An 18038-nucleotide genomic window follows, 5' to 3' on the forward strand; every position below is an offset into this window, starting at 1 on the left:
AACATGGCAGGCTTTTCCTAATCGTTTTAGTGAGAAATTTTTAGAAAATTGTCTGATATCCAATGTCATTCCGAACGCATGTGAGGAATCTAAACAAAATAGATTTCTCAGTTGTTTCACTCCTTCGAAATGACGTAGAGCATAGATGGATGTGCAAAAGCATTAGTATTTTTGGAGAAAGACCCTTTTATGAACGATGCCACTTTCCTAAAACTAAAAGCTTTTTTTCCACATGTCAACTTTAATCATGTTGACGAATCTTGGTTTCGTTCACTTTGGGTTGAAAAAAGCTTTAACCAATATGACTTAATTACCGAGGCCGGTTCCATTGAGCATTACTTCTATTTCGTTCTAGAAGGGGTGCAGGCCCTGTACATTCTCAATGAAAAAGGAGAAAAAGTGGTCCTGGGGTTTTCGTATACCGGAAGCCCTTCAGGGGTGTTCGATTCTTTTGTTGCTCAAACTCCCTCTTCTACTTTCCTGGAGGCTTTGAAACCCTCTACCCTTTTAGGTATTCATCTTTCGGATTATCATCAACTTTTTGAGACCCATCCTGAATTTCACAAATGGGGGCATCTGTTTTTTCAGGACATTTTATTTGGGCGCCTCTTTCGCGAAGTGGAACTGCTCACAATGTCTGCAGAACAACGTTATGTTACTTTTATGCAACGCTGTCCAGAGGAACTCAAAGTCATTCCCCAAAAATACTTGGCCTCTTACCTCAACATGAAACCGGAGACCTTTAGTAGACTGCGTGCTTCGGTTATGTATTAATCAAAACGAGCAATTCTATCAGTTTGAGTGGTTTTCTGTCAGATTGAGCGCAGTCGAAATCAAAGAAAATTGCCCGCCTTGCCGTCGAGGCAGGTATCGAAAACAAGGAAGTTTTTGTTCTCAACCACTTCTCGATACTAAATTCTTTCAGAATTTCACTCGAAGTGACCATTTAAGCCTTCAGGTATTTGCGTATCTGATTTTGAAACTCTGGGATGACCCCTTCCTCAAACCAAGGATTCTTTGTCAACCAAAACCGGTTTCGTGGCGAGGGATGCGGTAACACAAAGTATTCAGGGGCATAGTTTTTAAAATTCCTGACTGTTTCCGTTAGGTTTCTTTCCCTTTTGTTACCCAAGTAACGTTTTTGTGAATATTGGCCTATTAAAATAGTAAGCTTTATGTTAGGCATTTGTTCCAGAAGTATATCGTGCCATTGCGGAGCGCATTCGGGTCTAGGAGGGAGGTCTCCAGATTTTCCCTTGCCAGGATAACAAAACCCCATGGGCATTTGGGCAATTTTGGTTTCGTCATAAAACACCTCATCCGAAATACCCATCCATTTTCTAAGCTGCTTTCCACTTTGATCATCCCAAGGGACCCCAGTTTTATGCACCTTGGTGCCAGGGGCATGGCCAATAATCAAAATTTTGGATTCTGGATGACCTGCCACTATGGGTCTGGGACCTAAGGGGAGACTTGATTTACATATCTCGCAGTTGCGAATATTAGAGAGTAGTTGTTTCATATTTTTTTAGCACTAGGAATTTACCCAAAAACAAGAAATGCCCCAACAAAAATGTCGGAGCAATTCTTCATCACACAATCCACCTACCATGAAAACTTCTTGCATGTGGATTTTAGAGAACTTTAGTTTACCACTTCCGGCTTGTGAAGACTTACCACAATCAGAACTGCAATCCCATTTATCCAGTAGTAGTATCCGTCCAGTCCTTTAAACGACAGAACAAAGGGTGCCAAAATAAATACTACGGCTACCAAAAAATCTACCAATAAATGATACTTGTAGGGTATTACCCGAAATACTCCCAGATGATGGTCTGTCAATAAAGTCAGGGCCAAAGCCGCTACTCCAACCGCAACCGAGAGTTGCAATGCCAAAGGATTGGAACTTCCCAAGCCTAGTAAAAAGGGTAAGGCTATCAATGCTAATGCCACTGGATAATCCAAAAAGGCATGTATTCTTTTCGTAACGAATTTCATAATCTTCAATTTAAATTGAACGCTTTGCTGGCATATCCTAGTTATAGGTGCCGCTTAATTTCTTCCAGTTGGTATCTGCAGTACTCTTTAACTTGCTATGGTTATTTTCTGCCAACCATAGTTGCTTGGCATCCAATTCTACATTGTTCAAGAACAAATAGTACTTGCCATCCTTCACCATAAATTTGTTGGGGTCTACTCTAAATTTAGCTCCGGCATACACGCCAAAAGCACAGTACCCTCCGTATTGAGGTAAATATCTCTCTGGATTCTTGTCAAACGTCTTCTTTTGATCCTCAGAGGTAAAGTAATATGCTACTTTTTTGTATTCCGACTTATAGGCTTTGTTTCCTATTTGCGCTAATCCCAAATCTAGATACGACACTGGGCTATAGCCCGCCAAGGCAATATTGCTATTATCAATGTTGTTCGCTTTTTTATCCTGTCCAAAAGTGATTGAACTTACGGCTAAAGCGAAAATGAGTACTGTTGTCTTAATTGTATTTTTCATCGTTTTATTTTTTACTAATTGTCATGTATTGTTTTTTTATTCTTCTTGGACTGTTTATAAAGACATTTTCTTTTATGATAGTTCAAGCCCTCTGCTATCAAAGCGATGGGTTTCATGAGGTTCAACACCTAAGGTGTTTGGCCTTCTCCATCGGGCTTCTGTAAAAAGGGAGCCAAAATCGAAACGCTTTGTCCTAATCAGTCGTCCATGCCTTTTGGTGTTGAAGAAATGCATGGGATTTATTATTCCGCATTAAAATATTCTTCTTGTACCACTTTGCCATTTTCATTCCAGATTCTGCGAATGATTTCATGCCAGTAAATTTTACTGTCGTCTTTCATGTTGAAATCGAAAGTGAACTCTGATGCAGATACATTTCCATCCACGATGGTGTGGTGGTGAGTAATGCCATTCACTTGGGCAATGGCTCCTGCGAAGCCTTCCATTTTTTCAACCATTTGTTGTTTGTTGGTAGTTGCTATACCCTTGTAGTCTGAAGTAGTGGAATCTTCTGCGAAGAATTGTTTTACCGCATCCACAATAGCTCCTTGGGCAACTATACCGTCCATTTCCGTAGCTAATGATTTAATATCCATTGTTGTCAATTTTTAATGTTTATACAATTGTTGTTTGTAATTACATTGCAAATTTCAGCAAGGATGTAAGGTTGGGAGGTACAAAAAAGGCGCTAAGAATTGTACTTTTTGGTTTTGTAGGAAGTAGGTGTAGTGCCTGTGTATTTCTTGAAGAACTGAGAAAAATGATTGGCTTCTTCAAAACCTAAGGTAAAGGCTACCTCCTTTACGGAAGCGTCCTTTTCTAATAGTCTTTTGGAAGTGGTGACCAATTCACCTCGAATCAATTGCCCCAAAGAAGCATTCATTTTAGCCCTTGTTTTCTTGGAAAGCGCTTTAACGGAAAGATGCATTTTGTCCGCATAAAACTCGAGGTTGCGCTGTTCTGTGTGATGGTTTTTTAGCAATTCCACCAGGTTTTGGATAAATGTGTCCCGATTGTCGTAGTCAAAATCATTCCGGAATTCGGAGGGGGTCATCCCGGTAGTGTTTTTGAATACTCTATTAAAGTAAGCTGGATCTTTATATCCTGTTTCGTAGGACACTTCTTGAATGCTTTTGTCCGTAAAAACAATTTTCTTTCTACCCTCTATCAATCTTTTGTTAGAGATTAGGGTTTTGACAGACAATCCGATTTTATCCTTGACCAAGGCTTGGGCTTCGTATCCATTTTCGGTCATCAACTTTATCAAGTCATCACTAGAAAAATTACCGACATAGTTTTCGTCAATAATATCCTTGACATCAAAAATCAGCTGGTATTCTTTCTTGCTGGCCTTAAAGGGATTCTGCCAATACCATTGTTTGGATGATATGTCGATGATATCTGTATTGTTCTCCGAAAATACGGTGTTGGATAAGTACTTTTGGCATTCATCACATTCATTAAAGTTGATGTAGCCCAATGAAATCAAATGCTTGAAAAGTACACGAACTTCCTTCTTTTCAAAAATGGCTTTGTTGGGAAACTCAATCTTTCGAACCACAAAATCATCTGAAAAAAACTTGATGTACTGGCCTTTTTCCAAATAGATCGCTTTGTCCTGCCAATCGGTGTAGTTTTTAAAATCAACCTGAATGGTTCCTGAACCAGAGAGAATATGATACAAGGTATACTTATTGACAAAGTACACTTTGTTTATTTCAGGATATAGCTTTTGTACCACTGCAGCTTTTGGTTGTTGCCAATTTGGTCGAAAGAAAAGGGTATAACTAACACTTATTGCTTTCCGGCCACTACAATAACAAACTCACCCTTAGGTGGTTTAGCTTCAAAATGATTTAAAACTTCAGATACCGTGCCTCGGACAGTCTCTTCGTACATTTTGGTCAATTCACGCGAGACTGAAACTTGTCTATCCGCTCCAAAATATTCACCAAACTGCGTCAAGGTTTTTATCAACTTATGAGGTGATTCGTAAAAAACCAAGGTTCGTTTTTCTTCAGAAAGTGCCTCTAGCCGTGTCTGCCTTCCTTTCTTGACGGGTAAAAAACCTTCAAATACAAAACGGTCATTAGGAAGACCACTGTTTACCAAAGCAGGCACAAAAGCGGTAGCACCAGGCAAACACTCCACTTCAATATTGTTTTGGACGCAGGCACGCGTCAACAAAAATCCAGGGTCGGAAATTGCAGGTGTACCCGCATCTGAAATCAGGGCCAGAGTAGCTCCTCCTTTTAATCGTTCCACCATGGCTTCAAGCTGTTTGTGCTCATTGTGCATATGATGGCTTTGCAAAGGCGTGTAAATCTCAAAATGCTTTAGCAGCTTTCCGCTGGTGCGTGTGTCCTCAGCTAAAATCAAATCCGCCTCTTTTAAGACCTTAATGGCTCTAAAGGTCATATCCTCAAGATTTCCTATCGGTGTTGGAACCAAAAACAGTTTTCCCATGGGCCAAAGTTAAGGCCTTACTTTTTTTGCTGTGAAATACGAGGTAAGTACAAAGATGAAGGCTAGAACGGCACCCATTTGTTGCCCATCGCCAATCATAACATGCGCAAAAAACGCCAAAATGGAGTTAAAGAAGAATCCGGCATAAGCCCATTCTTTCAACCATTTCGAAAAATTCCCCCAAACGGCAATAAGGCCTAAGAGTTTGGCGATAGCCATAGGGTAAATCAAATAGGTGGGATAGCCCATGGCTTCAAAAAAACCACGAATCATTTCGTTGTTAAAAAAATAATTATAGGCTGAAAAACACATGATAGCCGTCAACAAAACTGTAGACAGCCAATAGGCAATTTTAATACCTTTCATCTTAGTTAGGTTTAGGGATGAACTTCCCTAAAAGTATAAAAAGTAACCGAGAAGTGTTTTTGGTTTATGCGAAGCGTCTTTCTATCAAGGCCATAAAACGAGATTCGTAATCCTCTTTACCCTCCCAGTTATTGTATTCTGGTTTTACCAAATTAGTAATGAAAGCTTTGGAACGTTCCTCAGTTTCAATAGTGTTTAACTGATTTACAACTTTTTCATATTCCTTGGCGTTCTCGTTAAAAAGATGTTTGACAAAAGCCAGTTTGTCGTTCAATCCAATTTGATAGTCTTTTATGAATGAATCGTTCAACGATTTTTTTACTGTGGACTCCGTATTGGATTCTGTAAAAATCTCCTTGTCATTTTTGGGTTTTTCCGGTTTGGCCACAAACTCCGCGAAAAAATGTTCCACTGCCGTATCCGTAGGCATTTCCGAAACCATATCCTTAATGGTATCCATCCCCGGAGTAATAATGTCCTCATTGTGAGGGTTGTTTTCAGGGACAGCCGTGTTACCGCTCATTACGGTATTGGCCAATTTCTCAAAACGAGAAGCCAACACATTTTTGGAAACATCAACTTCAATATCGCTCAATTTCTCATCGATAAACTTCAATACCGCCAACTTCTCATAGACTTCTTTGGCCTTATCATACAACTCAATCAACTGCTTATCTTCTCTGGCCGTGATAATATCAGTGGATAGTTTTACCAATTCTTCCCGTAGCTTCCTAACCATCGCTTAAATCTTTTTATAAAAATAAGTCCATTTTGATAATCCTTCTAAGAACAAAAGGTTAAATTTTATCCCTGTAAGAGGGCTTATTTTTTTAGTAGCTTTGTGTTTTGTCTTAATATAAAACGAAAGTACTACCCTTTTCGTTTAAAAGTACAGTATGTTTCTCGAAAATACGGTAAACCCAGAAGAACAGTTTGGATGGATAGAGGTTATCTGCGGTTCCATGTTTTCCGGTAAGACCGAAGAGCTTATCCGACGCTTAAAACGTGCCAAGTTTGCCAAGCAGAAAGTTGAAATCTTTAAACCTATAGTTGATACCCGATATCATGAAGATATGGTAGTTTCCCATGATTCTAATGAGATTAGGTCTACTCCTGTACCGGCTGCTGCCAACATTCGGTTGCTTGCTGATGACTGCGACGTTGTGGGTATTGATGAGGCCCAGTTCTTTGATGATGAAATAGTAACGGTTTGCAATGATTTGGCCAACAGGGGGGTTCGTGTAGTGGTTGCTGGCTTGGATATGGATTTTAAGGGAAATCCTTTTGGTCCTATGCCTGCATTAATGGCCACAGCAGAATACGTTACCAAGGTGCATGCTGTTTGTACACGAACAGGAAATTTAGCTAACTATAGTTTTAGAAAAGCTGACAATGACAATTTGGTCCTTTTAGGAGAAACCGGGGAATATGAGCCCTTGAGCAGAGCCGCTTTCTACAAGGCCATGCTAAAAGAAAAAGTAAGTAAAATGGATGTAGAGGCCGAAGAGGTCACCCCAAAAAAGAAAACGGCCAATGGATAAAGTTGGTGAGACCGTCCTGGAAATTGACCTGGATGCCCTAGCCCATAACTACAACTATCTCAAATCAAAACTACGCCCAGAAACCAAGTTTTTGGCTGTGGTTAAGGCTTTCGCCTATGGAAGCGACATGATTACCATTGCAAAAAAAATGGAAGAGTTAGGTACCGACTATTTTGCAGTGGCCTATGTGAAAGAAGGGATATTGCTTCGCGAAGCAGGTATAACCACCCCCATTTTGGTGCTCCATCCCCAAGCTATCAATTTTGATTCTTTGATAGCGCATCAATTGGAACCCAGTCTGTATTCTCCCAAAATACTTGAACAGTTTTTAACCACTTCCAAAGAAAAAAAGCTAAACAATTATCCCGTTCATATTAAATTCAATACAGGACTTAACCGATTGGGTTTTTGGGAAACTGATGTTGACCATATTGTTGAGAAATTGAAAGACTGCAACGCTATAAAAATCACTTCAATATTTTCCCATTTGGCGGCATCAGAAGATTCTAATGAGAAGGTATTCAGCGAAAACCAAATCAACACTTTTCAAAGTATAAGCTCAGATTTCTATGAAAAGCTGGATTACCGTCCTTTTAGACATATGCTGAATACATCTGGTATTATCAATTATCCGCAAGGCCAGTTTGAAATGGTCCGCAGTGGAATTGGTTTATATGGTTATGGCAATAGTGCTGTTGAGGATAAAAACCTAAAGCCGGTGGCCCAATTAAAAACCATTATTTCCCAGATGCACAAAATAGAGCCTGGAGAAACCGTGGGATACAATAGAGCATTCAGTTCTGAAGGCTATCGCACCTCTGCCACCCTCCCATTGGGTCATGCCGATGGAATAGGAAGGCAATATGGCAATGGTAAATCTCATGTGCTTATTAAAGGAAAACAGGCTCCAATTATTGGAAACGTATGTATGGACATGATTATGGTAGATGTGACAGGGATTGACTGTGTTGAAGGCGATGAAGTTTTGGTTTTTGGCAAAGCAAATTCCGCAGAAAGCTTTGCATCTTCTGCCCAAACCATTTCCTATGAAATTTTGACGGCCATCTCTCAACGTGTAAAGCGAATAATTCGATAAATCCCATTTTTTCGGCACCCTTTGTGTGAAAAAGTGCTTTTTTTCTGTACTTTGGGGGTATTAACCACATTAAAAAACTATAAAAATGGGATTTCTGAAAGAATTTAAGGATTTCGCCATGAAAGGAAACCTGGTGGATATTGCCGTAGGTTTTGTCATGGGTGCCGCTTTCAACAAAGTTGTATCTTCCTTCACAGGTGGAATTGTTTCTCCGCTTATCGGGTTGTTGTTCAATTCCGATTTCAATGATTTAAAATACGTAGTAAAAGAAGGAACAATGAACGACGCTGGCGAAAAAGTAGGGGAAATTGCTGTGCTTTATGGAGCATTTTTAACCAATGTTATTGATTTCCTCATAGTGGCCTTTGTAATGTTTATGGTTGTAAAAGGGGTCAATAAAATGAAGAAGAAAGAAGAACCGGCTCCAGAACCACCAAAAGGACCATCGCAGGAAGAATTACTTGCAGAAATTCGTGATTTGTTGAAAAAATAAAATCGTTTATCCTCAAAAAGGATACCGCTACATCACAATTCATAACTTAACAACCGTCATTATGTTTCGCTAACACAATGACGGTTGTTTTATTTATAACATTTTGTTATTTTTTATTTTATCTTTCTTAAAAGGCTTGGATAAATCCAATTCTCGGATGTACTTTTGTCCCATAAAATTTTTCTAATATGAAAGTTGCGGTTGTAGGGGCCACTGGAATGGTGGGTGAAGTAATGTTACGCGTTTTGGCAGAGCGGAATTTTCCCATCTCCGAATTGCTTTTGGTAGCCTCCAAACGTTCAGTGGGCAAAACCTTGGAGTACAGAGGAACGGCATATACCATCATAGGTCTTGAAGATGCCGTATCTGCTCGTCCTGATATTGCTATTTTTTCTGCCGGAGGTGATACTTCGTTGGAATGGGCTCCTAAATTTGCAGAGGTTGGAACTACCGTTATTGACAACTCCTCAGCGTGGCGCATGGACCCAACCAAGAAATTGGTAGTTCCAGAAATCAATGCTTCAGCTTTGACCGCAGAAGATAAAATCATTGCCAATCCTAACTGCTCTACCATTCAGATGGTTATGGCATTGAATCCGCTTCACCTAAAATATCAAATGAAACGTGTTGTGGTTTCCACCTATCAATCGGTTTCAGGCACAGGGGTAAAAGCTGTCCAGCAATTAGAAAATGAGACCAATGGAATAGACGGAGAAATGGCCTATCCATATCCAATTAACCGTAATGCATTGCCTCATTGTGATATCTTTATGGAAAATGGTTATACCAAAGAGGAAATGAAGTTGGCGCGAGAACCTCAAAAGATTTTAGATGACCGTACATTTTCGATAACTGCAACTGCGGTTCGTATTCCCACAGCTGGAGGACATTCCGAGTCAGTTAACGTAGAATTCCATAACGATTTTGACCTTTCTGAAGTTCGGAAACTTCTTAGTGAAACCCCTGGTATTGTACTTCAGGATGATCCTTCTACCAATACGTATCCTATGCCCATCCATGCGCATGACAAAGATGATGTTTTTGTGGGACGATTACGCAGGGACGAGACCCAACGCAATACCCTGAATATGTGGATTGTATCGGACAATTTGAGAAAAGGAGCAGCGACCAACGCTGTGCAGATTGCAGAATATTTGGTACAGAAAGGATTGGTGGCCCAGCAATCTTCTGCCGTTTCTTAAAATACGTTAAAGGTTACACTGGTTTTTAAAAGGCTAGGTGGAATTGTGCTATTTTTAACAGATTAAATTCTACAAAAAATGCGCAAATTAACCTTCCTTTCCGCTGTGCTTATTCTTGCCAGTTGTACCCAGGAAAAAAAGAGAGAACCTATTGTTGTGAACTATCCCGTTACCAAAAAGGTAGACACTGTGGATACCTACTTCGAAACTGAAGTAAAAGACCCCTATCGTTGGCTGGAAGATGATCGAAGTGCCGAAACTGAAGCTTGGGTAAAAACCCAAAATGCTACAACTTTTGGGTATTTGGACAAAATCCCTTTCCGCGAAGATTTGAAAAATCGTCTTGAAAAGCTTTGGAATTATGAAAAATTAGGTTCCCCTTTTACCGAAGGAGAATACACGTATTTTTATAAAAACGATGGGCTTCAAAACCAATACGTAGTTTATCGCCAAAAAGAGGGAGAAGAAGCTGAAGTTTTTTTAGACCCAAATACGTTCTCCGAAGATGGCACCACTTCTTTAATGGGCCTAAGCTTTACCAAAGATGGCTCTAAAGCTGCCTACTTGATTTCCGAAGGAGGAAGTGATTGGAGAAAAGGGATTGTAATCGATACCAAGTCAATGGAAATCGTGGAAGATACTCTTGTTGACATTAAGTTTAGCGGTATTTCATGGAAAGGAAGTGATGGGTTTTTCTACTCCAGCTACGATAAACCAGACGGGAGCGAGCTTTCTGCCAAGACAGACCAGCATAAATTATATTATCATGCTTTAGGCACACCACAATCTGAAGATGAACTGGTTTTTGGTGGAGTTCCTGAAGAAAAGCACCGATATGTAGGCAGCAATGTTTCTGATGATGGTAGGTATTTGTTCATTTCCGCTGCAATTTCCACTTCGGGCAACAAGCTGTTTATGAAAGACTTGACAAATACTGATAGTAAATTGGTTACCATTTTGGGTGATACCGAGTCAGATACCTATGTGATTGACAATACAGATTCCAAACTGTTTTTAGTTACGGATAGAAATGCGCCCAATAAGAAAATTGTAAGCGTAGATGCAGCTAGTCCAACCCCAGATAATTGGGAAGATGTAATCCCTGAGACTGAAAATGTACTCACTCCAGGAACTGGTGGCGGTTATTTTTTTGCCGAATATATGGTAGATGCCATTTCGAAGGTTTTCCAATATGATTACAATGGAAAGTTGATTCGTGAGGTCGAGCTCCCAGGGGTAGGTAGCGCCAACGGATTTGGAGGTAAAAAAGAAGAAAAGGAATTCTATTTTTCATTCACCAATTACAATACTCCAGGCTCGTCCTATAAATACAATGTTGAGACCGGAGCTTATGAGCAGTATTGGAAACCTGAAATTGATTTTAATCCAGAAGATTATGTTTCTACACAGGTCTTTTTTGACTCAAAGGATGGAACCAAGGTACCTATGATCATTACCCACAAAAAAGGTGTTGAACTGAATGGGAAAAATCCAACCATTCTATATGGATACGGCGGTTTTAATATCAGCCTCACTCCTTCTTTCAGCATCGTGAATGCTGTATGGATGGAACAAGGCGGAGTGTACGCTGTTCCCAACCTTAGAGGTGGTGGCGAATATGGTAAAAAATGGCACATTGCCGGCACCAAACAACAAAAACAGAATGTGTTTGATGACTTCATCGCGGCCGCGGAATACTTAATTGCCAATAACTATACCTCTAAGGAATACCTGGCTATTCGAGGGGGCTCAAATGGAGGACTTTTGGTGGGAGCAACCATGACGCAACGTCCCGATTTGATGCAAGTGGCATTACCTGCAGTAGGTGTTTTGGATATGTTGCGCTACCATACCTTCACCGCAGGGGCAGGTTGGGCCTATGATTATGGAACCGCAGAAGATGACAAAGAGATGTTTGAGTACTTAAAAGGGTACTCTCCTGTTCACAATGTAAAAGAAGGGGTGGCATATCCTGCTACCTTGGTAACCACTGGTGATCATGATGATCGTGTTGTGCCGGCTCATAGCTTCAAGTTTGCCGCAGAGCTTCAAGAAAAGCAACAAGGAGAAAATCCTACCTTAATACGTATTGAGACCAATGCAGGGCATGGAGCGGGAACACCCGTAAGCAAAACTATTGAACAATATGCCGATATTTTTGGCTTTACCCTGTTCAATATGGGATATGATAACCTTCCGAACCAAGCTGTTTTGAAGGAATTTAAGGATTGATAAAATTAGAGGTTTAAATCCGCCTCTTGGGAGGCGGATTTTTTATGCCCATAAGAAAATGCTCAACGTTCAGATTCGTTCTTTTGACTATGATGGCCGGTTAATTCTGAAGGACATCTTTTTTAAAATCAACAAAGGCGAACACCTTGCCCTTATGGGAGAAAGTGGCTCTGGGAAAAGCACTTTGTTAAAACTTATCTATGGGCTGGTACATGTTGAAGAGGGCTCTATTTTTTGGGGCGAGAAACAAGCCTTGGGCCCTAATTATAACTTAGTGCCCGGTGAGCCCTACATGAAGTTTCTATCCCAAGATTTTGATTTAATGCCTTTTACATCTGTCGAAGAGAACATCGCAGAACATCTATCTGTTTTCACTCAGGAAAGTCACGCCGAACGTGTTAAGGAGCTACTCGACTTAATTGAACTGGAAGCCTTTGCCAAAACCAAGGTGAAAAATCTAAGTGGGGGGCAAAAACAACGCGTAGCGCTGGCCAAAGCATTGGCACAAGAACCTGAGTTGTTATTATTGGATGAACCCTTCAGTAATATTGACCATTTTAAAAAGAATGAACTTAGAGTACGTCTCTTCCCCTATCTAAAAAGAAAGGGCATTTCAGTTTTAACCGCCACTCATGATAGTAATGACGTTCTCTCTTTTGCGGATGAGATAATGGTCTTGAAAAATGGTAAAATTGAGGACCATCAAAAAACTGAATATCTGTACAAAAACCCAAAAAACTACTACGTAGCTTCTCTTTTTGGAACCATAAATGAATTACCTGTAAGCCTTCTGAAGGACTATTCGGGGTTGGACACTTCACTTTTGGTTTATCCGCATGAGTTTGAAATATCAAACAAATCAGGGTTGGAGGTTACTGTGTCCAATAACTTTTTCAAAGGCACACATTACATAATTGAAGGAATCTCCGAAGATGGATATTCTGTATTCTTTACAAACAAAAGTGCTCTTAGGAGTGAGACCAAAGTTTTCCTAAACGTTTCGCTTCAACTGATAAACCAAAGGATACATTTGTCTGGAAATCCCCATTCGTCGAAAAGCTGATTCTCAGCATACGAACTTCTTTTCTTTTTTCGTTGCATAGCAGAACCCCAATACTATTGAAATGAAAAAGTTACGAATTGTCTACCTGATAGGCTTAACCTTATTTTTATCCCTTTCTGCATGTTCCGAAGACTCCTCTTCGGAAGAAATATCTTCTGAAATGGAAGAAGAACCTATCTCAGATGAAGACCCAAATGGCTCGTCTAGTGATGACCAAGAATCAAATAATGACGACTCCGATGATAGCGATACCAATAGTGATGACATTTTTTCTGTGGAATTAATTGCCTCTCAAGAAATAATAACCGATAATGGCAATGGACTACAAAACTGGGGAGAAGGTGTGTCACTAAGGGCTATAAATATTGATGGAAGCCCTGGACGTCTTGTGTTTGATACACAATTTAGAGATAAGGGCTTTGGAGTTGCTGGAGCAAGATGGGATCAAATTGACTATTATGTTCAGTTCCAAGGAGAAGAAGTGAATGCAAGTGAAAAGATAGAAGTAATATTTCAAAATGAGGTGACTGAAGTAATCATAACTGTGGGAATGATGGGTGCCAACGAAGGTCATCCTGATGGTGAAACAGGAAAATGGATTGCATTTGACGAAACGAACACCCAGATTGCCGAGGGGGATTTTGGAGCTAATGATAGTACCTTGGGCTCCGAAGTAAAACTTGTAGACAACTCGTATGGAACTTACCCTATTGCTTTAGATGTTCAAGCTCCAATTAAATCAATCACCATAGAAGCTACCGGTTTTGGTTATGGTCAAGGAAGTCCAAAAAATGTGAATAGCTACAACAATGAAAGTGGTAATAAAGAGAATAATTCCGACTTTAACTTAATTGGTGTTTCCTTTAAAACAAAATAGCTTCCTTTTATCTTTGACTAATTCCTTTAAAGGTCATGGATAAGCAAAAAATTTTAGGGGAACTTCTATTCAAAGCTACACGTAGTGGCGGGCCTGGCGGACAACATGCAAATAAAGTATCGTCCAAAATAGAACTTTCATTTGATGTGGATGCTTCCTCTGGATTATCTCCTGAAGAAAAACAACGAATACGCTTAAAACTCCTATCAAGATTAACTGCCGAAGGAATACTCAAATTACAATGCGAAGAATCAAGAAGTCAGCACAAAAATAAACAGCTGGTAATCAAGCGTTTCTTTCTTTTATTAAAAAAGGCCTTGGAAGTCGCCAAAAAAAGGAAACCCACAAAACCTTCAAAATCTTCGGTTGAGCAACGCTTAAAATCAAAGCGGAAACAATCTAGTAAAAAGCTCAATCGTAAAAGACCCGATTTGGATTAACCCATAGATGGGACTTCATAAAAGTATTGGGCTTTTTTGATTTTACCATTTTCTACTTCGTACATGCATAGTTCTTCAAAAGCCCAACGGCCTGTTTCCTTGAATGTGGCGTCCATGGACATAGGCACTACAAAATGATTCGCTGCTACAACAGGGTCTCCAACAGAACCTCCGTGGACTTCTTCTATGCTCTCAGCCCATTGCAAATAGCCATTCCAGATATTATCCTTCCCTTTTGTGATTTTTTCCCCGGGCATTCCATCCATTTCTACACTTTCTGCATCGTCTGCATAAAGATCATACGCTTCTTGGTACTTTTCTTCGCGGCACAACTGAACCAGCTTATCCGCAACTTCTTGTGTTGTCATTCTATTGATTTATTGGTTAATACCTTTAAAGATAATCATCTTGATGCGGTGTTTGTTCTAAGGAATGGTTAAACCCCAAACCCCATCATTCTATTTTCAGAATCTTGATTGCCTTCCCATTGAAATTCAAGGTGTCTCCAGAAGTTTTTCCCAATAAGCATTGCCCTATTGGCGAAGCTACTGAAACGCAGAACACCTTGCCATTGGCATCTTCAAATGCTCCTGCAAAAACCGCCAAAAAATAGGATTGGTCATCCGTTACCACCAAACTTCCCAAACTTGCATTGGAAGCCGTTTTATCTATGGTGATTTTTTGCAGAGTCTGTCTTACAAATTTTAGTTCCCTTTCCTGTTTTTCCAGTTTTTCCTGTTCCAGCTGAACCATAGCCCTGCCTGTTTCGTGTTTATCTCCTGCAGTACTTTTGGTTTCATTGTTCAAGGAATCCTGAAGAAGTTGATATCTGGAAATCAACTTCTGCTCCTTGTCTTTTACATAAGAATGGCAATGTTCTAAAAGTATTTTCTTTAATGACATAGAACCGCACTTTTTAAACAAAGGTCAACCGAAAAACTGTTTCAACGTTTGGGGCCGAATGTACCTTAAGGCTGCCACCATGTAGTTGCATAACCCTCTTGGAAAGACTTAAACCAATCCCGGTTCCACCGGTCTTTGTAGTAAAAAATGGAACAAAGATTTCTTCCATCAGTTCACTAGGTATTCCAGGTCCGTTGTCCCTTACTTCAATAGTTTTGATGCCGTTCTCTTCCTTTGCTATCAACTGGACTTGACCTTTAGAGGTATTCTCCACGGATTGAATGGCATTTTTACAAAGATTGAGCAGTACTTGTGAAATTTGTTTTTCATCAATGAATAATTCTAGGTTGAGCGGTGTACAGTCTATCGTGAACTCAATTCCCGATTCCTTGGCTTGGTTTTCTAACAACACCTGTATTTTGTTGATTAGGTTGAATCCATTCACCAAGGTTCTATCTGGCTCTGGTACGCTTAAAAGTGTCCGATAAGACTGCACAAAATCCATGAGGTTACCTCCCTGGTCTTTGATTACCTGCAAACCTTTTACCGTGTTCTGTATATGGGTTTCTTCTAAATCGGAGGAAGAAACGGCCTCTCCTTCCTTTGCAAAATATTTGATGATTGTGTCTGAAATGGAGGTTATGGGTGTAATAGTGTTCATGATTTCATGGGTCAGCACTCTAATCAGTCTTACCCAAGATTCTGTTTGTTTTTCATCCAGTTCTTTGTCAATATCCTGGGCCACCACTAACAACAATTCTTGCTCATTCAAAACCACCCCTCTGGATTTTAAGGCGAGTTGTTTTTGTTCTCGTTCATTGGTCAATTCCACCAATTTTCGGTCAAATGGTTTTAACTCGCTAAATAGCAGATACAACTTTTCATCTACCTGTTGTAATTGTTTGATATGGTTTAAAGGACTATGGTTGAGCAAGCGCTCCATGGTTGGGTTGGCAAACAATATATGGCCTTCAGAATTTACGGTAAGAATCCCTATATCCGCTTGTTTTATAATTTCTTGATAATATTTCTCTTTGGCTTCATTCTTCAAATAAAGATCCTGAACCGTATCATTGAGCAAATTTAAACTATGGTTAAGTTCATTCAATGATTTTAGCTTGGTCTCCTTTGGAAACCGAAGTGTAAAGTCTTCATTCTTCATGGCCTTGAACAAATAGGCAATGGCTCTGTTCATTTGATTAAAAAACCGAACCAAAAGTGCTAATTGAACCAAAAAAAACACCAACCAAAGTCCGCTAAATAAAAATTCCTTTTTTACAAAGGTATAGGCCATCCCTAAGGCAGTAATACTAATGAATACCACTCTTATGACAAGCCGATAATAAAAATTGTTGCTTACCATCAGGATTGATTCTTTTTCAATTTGTTATAGAGCGTTTGTCTTGAAATACCAAGCTGTTCTGCCGCCGCACTATGGTTCCCATCGTTTTGTTCCAGTGCCTTGGTAATCATTTGCTGTTCCATATCATCCAAGGTCAAGGCACTATTACCCAATTCGTTCTGGGGTTTGGGGTGCAATAAAAAATCTGAAGGTTTTAACACGTCTCCCTCAGATAATATTACGGCCCGCTCCATGGTGTGCTGCAATTCCCGGATATTCCCGGGCCATGGATAGGTCATTAATTTTTCTTGGGCTGAGCTGTTTATCTTAAGGCTAGGTTTATCATATTTACTGCCAAATTTTTTCAAAAAGAAGTCTGCCAGAATCAGAATATCTCCCTCCCGTTCCCGAAGAGGTGGTACTTCAATGTGTATAGTATTGATGCGGTACAGTAGATCTTCCCTGAAAAGTCCATCAGCTACCATTTGTTCCAAGTTGCAATTGGTTGCACAAATCAATCGGATATCAACGGAAATAGATTTGTTGGAACCTACCCGTACAATGGATTTGTTTTGTATTGCCGATAGGAGTTTTGCCTGCATCTGGAGGGAAAGGTTGCCCATTTCATCCAAAAAGAGACTTCCCTGGTGTGCAGCTTCAAACTTTCCTACCCTATCCTCTTTCGCATCTGTGAAAGATCCTTTTAAATGACCGAACAGTTCACTTTCAAAAAGATTCTCTGCTATAGAACCCATATCCACTCCTATAAACACCTCATCTTTTCTAACAGAAAGCCGATGTAACTCTCTTGCGATCAGTTCTTTCCCAGTTCCATTTTCCCCGGTAATCAGCACATTCACATCCGTCTTGGCGACCTTTTTTGCTAGGTTTAAAACAGAATTCAGCGCTTTGGAGTTTCCTATGATTGAATTCTTTCCTTCGTTGATAACCTGCTTTAAATGGGTCTCCTTCTTTTTCAGCTTATGTATTTCGAGCTTAGATTTTCGAAGTTCATATGCAGATTTTACAGTTGCCATCAAACGCTCGTTGTTCCAGGGTTTTAAAATAAAGTCTGCTGCACCTTGCTTTAGAGCACTTACCGCTAAATCTACTGCTCCATAGGCTGTCATTAATATTACCGAAGTGTTGGGCGATCTCTTTTTTATCTCGTTCAACCAAAATAACCCTTCATTACCTGTATTAACCCCAGCAGAAAAGTTCATGTCCAAAAGGACAATGTCTATTTCCTCTAGCTTTGGAAAAGACGAAATCTGATTGGGGTTAAAAAGGGTCTGCACGCTTTTGTACTCAAATTGAAGCAAAATCTCCAAAGCGCTGAGCACGCTTTTATTGTCATCTACCACCAAAATACTGGCATCAATCATAAATCCAACTGTTTTATTGATTTTAAAGCTACAAATAGAATGTCAATCCCACTAGGCATTGTAAAATATTTGGACATAAATTGTACAAAAAATTTACACTTCGTTTTCATGATTCTAGCCGTT

At 39.9% G+C, this 18038-nt stretch carries 21 protein-coding genes; 9 read left to right on the forward strand and 12 right to left on the reverse strand.

Going from position 1 to position 18038, the window contains the following annotated elements; translation table 11 throughout:
* The first annotated feature begins 171 nt into the window (after positions 1-171).
* On the forward strand, positions 172-774 hold the full coding sequence (locus tag ACOKFD_RS11705) for a Crp/Fnr family transcriptional regulator (RefSeq protein ID WP_422858100.1): 603 nt from the start codon (positions 172-174) through the stop codon (positions 772-774).
* Positions 775-946: 172 nt separating this feature from the next.
* On the opposite strand, the gene ACOKFD_RS11710 is transcribed toward ACOKFD_RS11705, so the two are convergent.
* The 8 genes from ACOKFD_RS11710 to ACOKFD_RS11745 form a co-directional block, all read right to left on the reverse strand.
* Positions 947-1522: a uracil-DNA glycosylase family protein gene (locus ACOKFD_RS11710; RefSeq protein ID WP_422858101.1), complete on the reverse strand. Its 576-nt coding sequence runs from the start codon at positions 1520-1522 to the stop codon at positions 947-949.
* A 122-nt stretch (positions 1523-1644) separates the two neighbouring features.
* Entirely contained in the window at positions 1645-1998 is a 354-nt protein-coding gene (locus tag ACOKFD_RS11715) for an SPW repeat domain-containing protein (protein WP_422858102.1), read from the reverse strand.
* 37 nt (positions 1999-2035) lie between these two features.
* Positions 2036-2509 carry a YHS domain-containing (seleno)protein gene (locus ACOKFD_RS11720; protein WP_422858103.1) on the reverse strand — a complete coding sequence of 158 codons (474 nt, stop codon included), beginning with the start codon at positions 2507-2509 and terminating at the stop codon, positions 2036-2038.
* 242 nt (positions 2510-2751) lie between these two features.
* Entirely contained in the window at positions 2752-3105 is a 354-nt protein-coding gene (locus ACOKFD_RS11725) for a hypothetical protein (protein WP_422858104.1), read from the reverse strand.
* A gap of 92 nt (positions 3106-3197) precedes the next feature.
* Positions 3198-4250: a helix-turn-helix domain-containing protein gene (locus tag ACOKFD_RS11730; RefSeq protein WP_422858105.1), complete on the reverse strand. Its 1053-nt coding sequence runs from the start codon at positions 4248-4250 to the stop codon at positions 3198-3200.
* Between the two features lie 53 nt (positions 4251-4303).
* Complete coding sequence (gene rsmI / locus ACOKFD_RS11735) at positions 4304-4975, reverse strand: 16S rRNA (cytidine(1402)-2'-O)-methyltransferase (protein ID WP_422858106.1); 672 nt, start codon at positions 4973-4975, stop codon at positions 4304-4306.
* A 9-nt stretch (positions 4976-4984) separates the two neighbouring features.
* Positions 4985-5341 (reverse strand): DoxX family protein, encoded by a 357-nt coding sequence (locus tag ACOKFD_RS11740; RefSeq protein ID WP_422858107.1) that lies wholly within the window; start codon positions 5339-5341, stop codon positions 4985-4987.
* Between the two features lie 64 nt (positions 5342-5405).
* Positions 5406-6080 carry a hypothetical protein gene (locus tag ACOKFD_RS11745; RefSeq protein WP_422858108.1) on the reverse strand — a complete coding sequence of 225 codons (675 nt, stop codon included), beginning with the start codon at positions 6078-6080 and terminating at the stop codon, positions 5406-5408.
* Positions 6081-6237: 157 nt separating this feature from the next.
* Between ACOKFD_RS11745 and ACOKFD_RS11750 the strand changes: the two genes are divergently transcribed.
* The 8 genes from ACOKFD_RS11750 (at position 6238) to arfB (ending at position 14285) form a co-directional block, all read left to right on the forward strand.
* Positions 6238-6882: a thymidine kinase gene (locus ACOKFD_RS11750; RefSeq protein WP_106143756.1), complete on the forward strand. Its 645-nt coding sequence runs from the start codon at positions 6238-6240 to the stop codon at positions 6880-6882.
* Positions 6875-7978, forward strand: coding sequence for an alanine racemase (alr, locus tag ACOKFD_RS11755; protein WP_422858109.1), 1104 nt, complete (start codon positions 6875-6877; stop codon positions 7976-7978). The genes ACOKFD_RS11750 and alr overlap by 8 nt, the downstream gene beginning before the upstream one ends.
* A gap of 85 nt (positions 7979-8063) precedes the next feature.
* Entirely contained in the window at positions 8064-8471 is a 408-nt protein-coding gene (gene mscL, locus ACOKFD_RS11760; protein ID WP_298996308.1) for a large-conductance mechanosensitive channel protein MscL, read from the forward strand.
* A 188-nt stretch (positions 8472-8659) separates the two neighbouring features.
* Positions 8660-9673, forward strand: a complete 1014-nt coding sequence (locus ACOKFD_RS11765) for an aspartate-semialdehyde dehydrogenase (RefSeq protein WP_422858110.1) — start codon at positions 8660-8662, stop codon at positions 9671-9673.
* A 78-nt stretch (positions 9674-9751) separates the two neighbouring features.
* Positions 9752-11905 (forward strand): prolyl oligopeptidase family serine peptidase, encoded by a 2154-nt coding sequence (locus tag ACOKFD_RS11770; protein ID WP_422858111.1) that lies wholly within the window; start codon positions 9752-9754, stop codon positions 11903-11905.
* A gap of 58 nt (positions 11906-11963) precedes the next feature.
* Positions 11964-12968 (forward strand): ABC transporter ATP-binding protein, encoded by a 1005-nt coding sequence (locus tag ACOKFD_RS11775; protein WP_422858112.1) that lies wholly within the window; start codon positions 11964-11966, stop codon positions 12966-12968.
* 61 nt (positions 12969-13029) lie between these two features.
* Positions 13030-13845, forward strand: a complete 816-nt coding sequence (locus tag ACOKFD_RS11780) for a hypothetical protein (RefSeq protein ID WP_422858113.1) — start codon at positions 13030-13032, stop codon at positions 13843-13845.
* 35 nt (positions 13846-13880) lie between these two features.
* Positions 13881-14285 (forward strand): alternative ribosome rescue aminoacyl-tRNA hydrolase ArfB, encoded by a 405-nt coding sequence (gene arfB, locus ACOKFD_RS11785; protein WP_422858114.1) that lies wholly within the window; start codon positions 13881-13883, stop codon positions 14283-14285.
* Here the strand turns inward: arfB and ACOKFD_RS11790 are convergent.
* The 4 genes from ACOKFD_RS11790 to ACOKFD_RS11805 all read right to left on the reverse strand — a co-directional run bounded on the left by ACOKFD_RS11790 (position 14282) and on the right by ACOKFD_RS11805 (position 17915).
* Positions 14282-14653 carry a SnoaL-like domain-containing protein gene (locus tag ACOKFD_RS11790; RefSeq protein WP_298996296.1) on the reverse strand — a complete coding sequence of 124 codons (372 nt, stop codon included), beginning with the start codon at positions 14651-14653 and terminating at the stop codon, positions 14282-14284. The genes arfB and ACOKFD_RS11790 overlap by 4 nt on opposite strands.
* A gap of 85 nt (positions 14654-14738) precedes the next feature.
* Complete coding sequence (locus ACOKFD_RS11795) at positions 14739-15188, reverse strand: GreA/GreB family elongation factor (RefSeq protein WP_422858115.1); 450 nt, start codon at positions 15186-15188, stop codon at positions 14739-14741.
* Between the two features lie 13 nt (positions 15189-15201).
* On the reverse strand, positions 15202-16551 hold the full coding sequence (locus tag ACOKFD_RS11800; RefSeq protein ID WP_422858116.1) for a sensor histidine kinase: 1350 nt from the start codon (positions 16549-16551) through the stop codon (positions 15202-15204).
* A complete protein-coding gene (locus ACOKFD_RS11805; protein ID WP_422858117.1) occupies positions 16551-17915 on the reverse strand; it encodes a sigma-54-dependent transcriptional regulator in 1365 nt (454 codons plus the stop codon). Before ACOKFD_RS11805 ends, ACOKFD_RS11800 begins: the two co-directional genes overlap by 1 nt.
* Positions 17916-18038: the final 123 nt, after the last annotated feature.

The sequence above is a fragment of the Flagellimonas ulvae genome (assembly GCF_049333175.1).
In the GTDB taxonomy this organism is placed as follows: Bacteria; Bacteroidota; Bacteroidia; order Flavobacteriales; family Flavobacteriaceae; genus Flagellimonas.